General features: G+C 44.4%; 8 protein-coding genes, 1 tRNA gene, 1 rRNA gene and 1 riboswitch. Of the genes, 9 read left to right on the top strand and 1 reads right to left on the bottom strand.

Translation table 11 applies throughout. The features are described 5' to 3' along the window. The first annotated feature begins 8 nt into the window (after nucleotides 1-8). A 5S ribosomal RNA gene (gene rrf / locus C9J40_RS17765) occupies nucleotides 9-124 on the top strand. A gap of 100 nt (nucleotides 125-224) precedes the next feature. Beyond that, nucleotides 225-301: transfer RNA gene (locus C9J40_RS17760), tRNA-Asp, on the top strand. A 216-nt stretch (nucleotides 302-517) separates the two neighbouring features. On the opposite strand, the gene crcB is transcribed toward C9J40_RS17760, so the two are convergent. Continuing rightward, the gene (gene crcB / locus C9J40_RS17755; RefSeq protein WP_005372395.1) at nucleotides 518-901 is read right to left on the bottom strand and encodes a fluoride efflux transporter CrcB; all 384 of its coding nucleotides are present in this window, start codon (nucleotides 899-901) and stop codon (nucleotides 518-520) included. 205 nt (nucleotides 902-1106) lie between these two features. Between crcB and C9J40_RS17750 the strand changes: the two genes are divergently transcribed. The 7 genes from C9J40_RS17750 (at nucleotide 1107) to thiH (ending at nucleotide 7882) form a co-directional block, all read left to right on the top strand. Further along, complete coding sequence (locus tag C9J40_RS17750; protein WP_107207831.1) at nucleotides 1107-1529, top strand: universal stress protein; 423 nt, start codon at nucleotides 1107-1109, stop codon at nucleotides 1527-1529. A 124-nt stretch (nucleotides 1530-1653) separates the two neighbouring features. Continuing rightward, nucleotides 1654-1751, top strand: a riboswitch (TPP riboswitch). A 118-nt stretch (nucleotides 1752-1869) separates the two neighbouring features. After that, the gene (gene thiC / locus C9J40_RS17745) at nucleotides 1870-3789 is read left to right on the top strand and encodes a phosphomethylpyrimidine synthase ThiC (protein ID WP_105061483.1); all 1920 of its coding nucleotides are present in this window, start codon (nucleotides 1870-1872) and stop codon (nucleotides 3787-3789) included. Then, the gene (gene thiE / locus C9J40_RS17740; RefSeq protein WP_107247559.1) at nucleotides 3789-5006 is read left to right on the top strand and encodes a thiamine phosphate synthase; all 1218 of its coding nucleotides are present in this window, start codon (nucleotides 3789-3791) and stop codon (nucleotides 5004-5006) included. Before thiC ends, thiE begins: the two co-directional genes overlap by 1 nt. Next, nucleotides 4996-5781: a HesA/MoeB/ThiF family protein gene (locus C9J40_RS17735; protein ID WP_107247558.1), complete on the top strand. Its 786-nt coding sequence runs from the start codon at nucleotides 4996-4998 to the stop codon at nucleotides 5779-5781. Before thiE ends, C9J40_RS17735 begins: the two co-directional genes overlap by 11 nt. Beyond that, on the top strand, nucleotides 5782-5994 hold the full coding sequence (gene thiS, locus C9J40_RS17730) for a sulfur carrier protein ThiS (protein WP_107207828.1): 213 nt from the start codon (nucleotides 5782-5784) through the stop codon (nucleotides 5992-5994). 1 nt (nucleotide 5995) lies between these two features. Beyond that, complete coding sequence (locus C9J40_RS17725) at nucleotides 5996-6760, top strand: thiazole synthase (protein WP_107207827.1); 765 nt, start codon at nucleotides 5996-5998, stop codon at nucleotides 6758-6760. Nucleotides 6761-6769: 9 nt separating this feature from the next. After that, complete coding sequence (gene thiH / locus C9J40_RS17720; protein ID WP_107207826.1) at nucleotides 6770-7882, top strand: 2-iminoacetate synthase ThiH; 1113 nt, start codon at nucleotides 6770-6772, stop codon at nucleotides 7880-7882. The last annotated feature ends 30 nt before the right edge of the window (nucleotides 7883-7912 follow it).

Here is a 7912-nt window from a genome sequence, read left to right as displayed (position 1 = left end):
CGAATTTGCTTGGCGACCATAGCGTTATGGACCCACCTGATCCCATGCCGAACTCAGTAGTGAAACGTAATAGCGCCGATGGTAGTGTGGGGTCTCCCCATGTGAGAGTAGGACATCGCCAGGCTTCTAATTCGTTTTCACTTTTACAAAAAGTGAAGACAAAAAGTTAAGATATTCGTTTTGAACTACGGATATCGGATAAAACGAAAGTTTTATCTCCGTGTGGAGCGGTAGTTCAGTTGGTTAGAATACCGGCCTGTCACGCCGGGGGTCGCGGGTTCGAGTCCCGTCCGCTCCGCCACTTTATTAAAAAAACCTGAATCGAAAGATTCAGGTTTTTTTTCGTCTGAAGATAAGTGCCATAAACATAGCTAAGAAATATATAGCGTTACTTAGAATTTTAATCTAAATAGAATAATGAATTACTTGTTGTTCTTCTTCATTAGCATAAAGTGATGACTCGTTTAATTTAGATATAAAAAAACCGCCATGCAGGCGGTTTTTTATCGGTTATCTATTAACTTTTCATCATAAGCTGGTAGCCAACATAACAAGCAGCAATGCTGACAATAACGTTAAGTAAAATGTTTAAGCCTGCTTTGAAAAATTCACCTTGTTGCATCAAGACAACATTGTCCATTGAGAACGTGGAGAATGTTGTTAGTGCGCCTAGGAAGCCTAAACCGATAATAGGTCGCCATGGTGCAGCTTCAATCATTCCTTGATTAAGTGCTGACATCAATAGCCCCATGATCAAGGAGCCCAGCACGTTTACGGTTAAAGTACCGTATGGGAAGCCACGGCCAAATAGCATTACGCATAGCTCAGAAATGAGGTATCTTGAGCAGGCGCCGAATGCACCACCAAGCGCGATGAATCCTAGTAATAAATATTGGCTCATTGGGATCTCGTTTATATTTTTAGGTAATGATAGAAAGCGCTCATGATAATCGCTAGCGAGAAAAGTGAGAACTCTCCAAAAATGCAATCATTGATTTAAGTTAATATTAAATAGTCAGCGTAATACTTAGTTGTATAGCTATATTTATAGCATCATAATCATAAATAATGAATTTACTATGAGCCTTAGCTCAAGGAGGCTAGGTATGTCGCTTTACCAAACAGTGTTATTAGCGGTTAATCCTGAAGATAAAAATGCGCATAAATTGATGGTGAAAGCTGGCGTTATCGCTGAGCAAAATCACGCTGATTTACATGTTGCTTATGTTGAGCCAGGGATCGGAAACGTAAGTTTTATTGATGTGGAAGTTGAGCTACAAGAAGAGCATGATGCGATTGCAAAAAAACGCATGAAAGAGTTATCTGATTTAATTACAGCTTCTTCTCATAAAGTTAAAGCGATACATACTGCAGATGGCGATGTTTCAAAGCATATAGAGGCTTTAGCAAAAGAACTGAATGCTAGCCTAGTGATCACCGGTTACCATAAATCGACTTTTCACTTGTTTGGTGATTTAAGTGATTCTTTGGCTAATCACCTAGGTTGTGATGTATTAATTTCACAGTAACAACGATTAAAATATGCAATGTAATAATAAGCCGTGTTGATGCACGGCTTTTTGTTGTTTGTCACTTTTTATTATTTTTCTCAGTATAAAGGTTGTTGCACTATAACGGCTTCTTTATACTCATTGCTACTTGTCGGAGTGCCATATGGCTGAGACCGCATTGCGGGATCCGTTGAACCTGATCAGGCTAATACCTGCGAAGGGAACGAGAGAATGTCTTCTGCTACATATCTTAAGGGATCACTGTATGCATCTGCATAGCTGTACTTAGGTACACACCTCTTGTTTACGCCCATCCGCCAAGCATTTTCCCCTACATTGAAAAATCAAGGAAACTGCTATGTCGAATCGCAAGCAAGCGAGACTGGAAGCGAAACAATTTATTGAATCATTAACAGCACAACCATACCCGAACTCACAGAAAGTGTATGTTCAAGGTAGCCGTCCTGATGTGCTTGTTCCTATGCGTGAAATCACTTTAGCTGATAGCTTGGTTGGTGGCGGTAAAGATAATCCTATCTTTGAGCCTAACGAGCCTATTCGCGTTTACGACACTTCTGGTTTTTACACTGATCCTGAAAAAAACATCGATATCTATAATGGCTTGCCGTTAGTGCGTGAGCAATGGATCGCAGAGCGTGACGATACTGAATTACTAGAAGGGTTAAGCTCTGAGTATGCCAATGAACGTTTAGATGATAAGACGCTTGATGATTTACGTTTTGCGGAACGTGCGCGTATTCGTTGTGCAAAAGCTGGGCGTTGTGTGACGCAATTACATTATGCGCGCCAAGGTATTATTACGCCTGAGATGGAATATATCGCGATCCGTGAAAATATGGGTCGTGCGAAATACCGTGATGAAGTATTAAACCAACAACATCCAGGTGTGAGCTTTGGTGCTAATTTACCAAAAGAAATTACGCCTGAGTTTGTGCGTAAAGAAGTGGCTGAAGGCCGAGCAATTATTCCTGCCAACATTAACCATCCTGAAACTGAGCCAATGATCATTGGCCGTAATTTCCTTGTTAAAGTGAATGCCAATATTGGTAACTCAGCGGTGAGTTCATCGATTGAAGAAGAAGTTGAAAAACTTGTCTGGTCGACCCGTTGGGGTGGCGATACGGTAATGGATTTATCAACTGGTCGAAATATTCACGAAACGCGTGAATGGATCATCCGTAATAGCCCTGTTCCGATTGGTACTGTACCTATGTACCAAGCACTTGAAAAAGTAAATGGTGTGGCTGAGAACCTTAACTGGGAAGTGTTCCGTGACACATTACTAGAGCAAGCTGAGCAAGGGGTGGATTACTTCACTATCCATGCTGGCGTACTGCTTCGTTATGTACCTATGACGGCGAAACGTGTAACCGGTATTGTATCGCGTGGCGGCTCTATCATGGCGAAGTGGTGTTTGGCACACCATAAAGAAAGCTTCCTCTATCAGCACTTCCGTGAGATTTGTGAGATCTGTGCGCAATACGATATTTCACTATCACTGGGCGATGGTTTGCGTCCAGGCTCTGTAGCCGATGCCAATGATGAAGCCCAGTTTAGTGAACTACGCACATTAGGTGAGTTAACTAAAATTGCATGGGAATACGATGTGCAGGTCATGATTGAAGGCCCCGGTCACGTACCCATGCACATGATTAAAGAAAACATGGAAGAGCAGCTAGAGCATTGTCATGAAGCGCCATTCTATACCTTAGGCCCACTGACGACAGACATCGCACCGGGTTATGATCATATTACATCGGGTATTGGTGCGGCGATGATTGGCTGGTATGGCTGTGCAATGCTTTGTTATGTGACACCCAAAGAACACTTAGGCTTGCCTAATAAAGACGATGTAAAAGTCGGTCTTATCACTTATAAACTCTGTGCCCATGCTGCTGATTTAGCAAAAGGCCACCCTGGTGCACAAGTGCGCGATAATGCCTTATCTAAAGCGCGTTTTGAATTCCGTTGGGAAGATCAATTTAATCTCGGTCTTGACCCTGAAACGGCGCGTGCCTATCACGATGAAACTCTCCCTCAAGAGTCAGGCAAAGTTGCCCATTTCTGTTCAATGTGTGGCCCTAAATTCTGTTCAATGAAGATCTCTCAAGAAGTACGAGATTACGCTAAGGGGTTAGAAGACTCAGAAATCGCGATCAAGCTATTAGATGATCCACTTGAAGGCATGCAGCAAAAAGCACAAGAGTTTCGATCTAAAGGTAGTGAGTTATATCACCTAGCTAAAGAGGAAAGCTAATGAGCACCTTAAGCTTACCAAAGGTCTTATCGTCTCTGGTGATGCATATTGAGCCATTATTAGCCTCTGCTGCAGAGTATCAGTTAGGTGAGCAAGTCACGTTAATACCATCAAGCCAAGAGTGGATAGAGGTATCGACGCCCTCTTGCGTTAAACGAGTGGGCTTTGAACAAGCCTGCTCCACTCAGCTAATTGATTATGTATTTCAAGATCAATGGGTATCTTCTGAGGTAGATCTTTCGCTGATCAAAGCGCAAATACTGAAACGATCTAACGTTGTGGTATGTGGTTTACCTGTCAAGGGTGGTTATCTTGATCTTTGGCATCATGATGGTGACGTTCGTGGTTGTTTCAGTGTTGAGCTTGGTAATGCGACTCAACAGAGAGCGATGTTATTGGTGGCACTCGCGCTTGATTACCCCTTAGAAGATGCTCTAGTGCTGGCAAGGGCGTATGCCCAGTCAACGCAGATGGGCATTTGGCCAACTGAGCGTGAGGCTTTCCCTGACATCGTTTGTGCTAATTTTTCAAAGCTGTCAGATATTGGTTGGCAATTCGAATGTCAGCCAGTTGAAGCTTTTGCTGCTGTTGATAGTGATAAACTGAAGTTATATCCGGTAGTGGATTCCGTCCAATGGGTTAAGCAGTTACTTGAATTGGATGTGAAAACCACTCAGCTGCGGATCAAAGATCCGAATGCACAAGGTTTGAACCAAGATGTTGCTCATGCTATTGCGTTAGGTCTGCAGGCAAATGCGCAGGTCTTTATTAATGACTATTGGCAACTGGCTATTGAGCATGGTGCTTTTGGGGTGCATTTGGGACAAGAAGATTTAGCAGTCGCTGATCTCAATGCCATTCAACAAGCGAATCTTCGCTTAGGGATCTCAACCCATGGGTATTACGAGATATTACGTGCGATGGCATTTAATCCCAGTTATATCGCCCTTGGTCATATTTACCCAACCACAACCAAGCAAATGCCGTCATTACCGCAAGGCGTTCACCGCTTAAAGCTGTATCAACAATTGATTGGCAATACGTTTCCAACAGTGGCAATTGGGGGGATTGATTTATCTCGTGTGCCCGTCGTTTGGAAAACAGGGGTAAGTAGTGTTGCGGTGGTACGCGCGATCACCCAGTCAAGTGAGCCTGCGATTGCCGTCGAACAACTCAATCAATGCTTATCTGAGCGGGAGGTTAAGGATGACAACTGACAGACTCTCTGATACTGCTTTTATTCGATATAACCGACAAATCATGCTGGAAGAGATGGGAGAGCAGGGGCAACTTGCACTTAACAATGCCAAGGTATTGATCGTCGGTGCGGGAGGTTTAGGCTCAGCGGCAGCGATGTATTTAGCGGCTGCGGGTGTTGGGTTACTGGTGATTGCTGATGATGATGAGGTTGAGAGTTCGAACTTGCAGCGTCAGGTGATTTATCGAGAAACCGATGTGTCACTCAATAAAGCGCAAGCAGCCTGTGATCAGCTTTTAGCATTGAACCCATTGGTACGAACGCGTGCAGTAAAAGCTAAGCTTGCAGGTTTTCAACTCGTAATGGAAGTACAACAGGCCGATATTGTACTTGATTGCAGTGACAACTGGGCTACCCGTTATGCGGTCAATCAAGCTTGTTATCAGCATCAAACACCACTGATTGCCGGTGCGTCGATAGGTTGGCAAGGACAGTTACTGGCGTTTGATTTCAGGCAGGCCTCACCGTGTTATCAATGTGTGTTTCCATTTAGTACTGAAGCGTCACCACAAGATAAAAATTGTCGTAGTAACGGCGTGATGGGGCCTGTTGTTGGCACTATTGGAACGTTACAAGCGCTTAATGCGATCAAAGCTATCGCAGGTGTTGGTGAAGTTGGGTTTGGTTTGCTGCAGCAATTTAATGGCTTAACAGGAAAATGGCAGCAGGTATCAATCGATGCTGATTCTGGTTGCCCTGTGTGTGGTCAGCAAGATCAAAGAGAGGTTGTGTAAATGGCTACCATGATAACTATCTGGTTGAACGATGAATCTATGTCTTGCGAGGCTGAGCAAACCGTTCATCAATTTGTTAAGCAGTTAGATTTACCCATACAAGGTACTGCGGTCGCGATAAATCAGCGCATTGTTGGAGCCAGTGAGTGGTCGACAACCGTCATTGCTGATGGCGATCAGATCGCGTTATTTCAAGCGATAGCTGGAGGTTAATATGTTGACTATTGCAGATAAAACATTCACATCGAGACTGTTTACCGGAACAGGTAAATACGCCAATCGTGATGTCATGGCAGAATCGATTTTAGCAACAGGATCTGAGCTCGTGACTATGGCACTAAAGCGGGTCAATATCGCTGAGCGTGATGACGATATCTTAGCGCCACTGATCCAAGCTGGAGTGAATTTACTGCCTAATACGTCAGGGGCGAAAAATGCCAAAGAAGCGATCTTTGCTGCGCAGTTAGCCCGAGAAGCATTGGGGACGAATTGGCTAAAATTAGAAATTCACCCTGATCCAAAATACCTCATGCCTGATCCGATTGAAACGCTAAAAGCGGCAGAGCAGTTGGTAAAAGAAGGGTTTGTTGTACTGCCTTACTGTCATGCCGATCCTGTGCTTTGTAAGCGATTAGAAGATGTGGGTTGCGCTGCCGTGATGCCATTAGGTGCGCCGATTGGCTCGAATAAAGGGGTCGCTTCTCGCGATTTTCTTCGCATTATTATCGATCAGGCGCAAGTACCTGTGGTGGTGGATGCGGGCATTGGGGCACCTTCTCATGCCGCAGAAGCGATGGAAATGGGGGCTGATGCGGTATTGGTCAATACTGCCATCGCAGCGGCAAGTGATCCGATTGCAATGGGGCGTGCATTTAAATTGGCCGTGGAAAGTGGTCGTATGGCCTATGAAGCGGGTCTTGCAGGTAAGGTGAACCATGCAATTGCATCAAGTCCATTAACGGCATTTCTTAACGATTAAGGAGCCAATATGAGCTTTGTGGATGTTTGGCAACAAATGGATTGGGATGATATCCGTTTGTCGATTTATACTAAAACGGCTACCGATGTTGAGCGTGCTTTAGGAAAATCAACGCTGGATCTAGAGGATTTCAAAGCCTTAATCTCCCCTGCGGCTGAACCTTACTTAGAGCAAATGGCACAACTCTCTGCGATGCTAACACGTCAGCGGTTTGGTCATACCATGAGTTTTTATGTGCCGTTATACCTTTCGAATCTGTGTGCCAATGCGTGTACCTATTGTGGTTTTTCGATGGAAAATCGCATTAAGCGTCGTACCTTGGGTGAACAAGAAATAGAGCGAGAGTGTGAGGCAATAAAAGCGCTAAATTTTGATAGTGTGTTACTGGTCACTGGCGAGCATCAAACCAAAGTTGGTATGAATTACTTTCGTGATGCGATCCCTCAAATCAAACAGCACTTCAGTTATTTGGCAATGGAAGTACAGCCACTAGAGCAAGATGAGTATCAAGAGCTGAGACAACTTGGTTTAGATGCGGTGATGGTGTATCAAGAAACTTATAATGCGCCAACCTATGCGAAGCATCATTTACGAGGCAATAAAACCAATTTTGAATACCGCTTAGCGACACCAGATCGGTTAGCAAAAGCCGGAATAGACAAGATAGGGATTGGTGCTTTGATCGGTATGGAAGAATGGCGCACGGATTGTTTTTTTGTTGCCAGTCATTTGGCTTATCTTGAGCGGACGTATTGGCAAAGCCGCTATTCGATTTCATTTCCACGTTTAAGACCCTGTACTGGTGGATTAGAGCCTAAATCGGTGATGACGGATCGCCAACTGGTGCAATTGATTTGTGCTTATCGGTTGTTTAATCCTGAAGTTGAGCTGTCGTTATCGACGCGAGAATCACCGCATTTTCGCGATAATGTATTGCCCTTGGGGATCACTAGTATGTCGGCGGGCTCTAAAACCCAACCGGGCGGATACGCTGATGACACGCCAGAGCTAGAACAGTTTGCAATCAGTGATGAACGTTCGGTCGCAGATGTCGCTACAGCGGTCAAGCAACAGGGGTTTGAAGTGGTGTGGAAAGATTGGCATCCCGCCTATTCTGGATAATAAAAAGCCAGTACGTGATGCGTACTGGCT

The organism is Photobacterium sp. GB-72 (genome assembly GCF_003026095.1).
In the GTDB taxonomy this organism is placed as follows: domain Bacteria; phylum Pseudomonadota; class Gammaproteobacteria; order Enterobacterales; family Vibrionaceae; genus Photobacterium.
The sequence above is the reverse complement of the archived record's forward strand: the minus strand, read 5'-3'. Positions and strand labels throughout refer to the sequence as shown.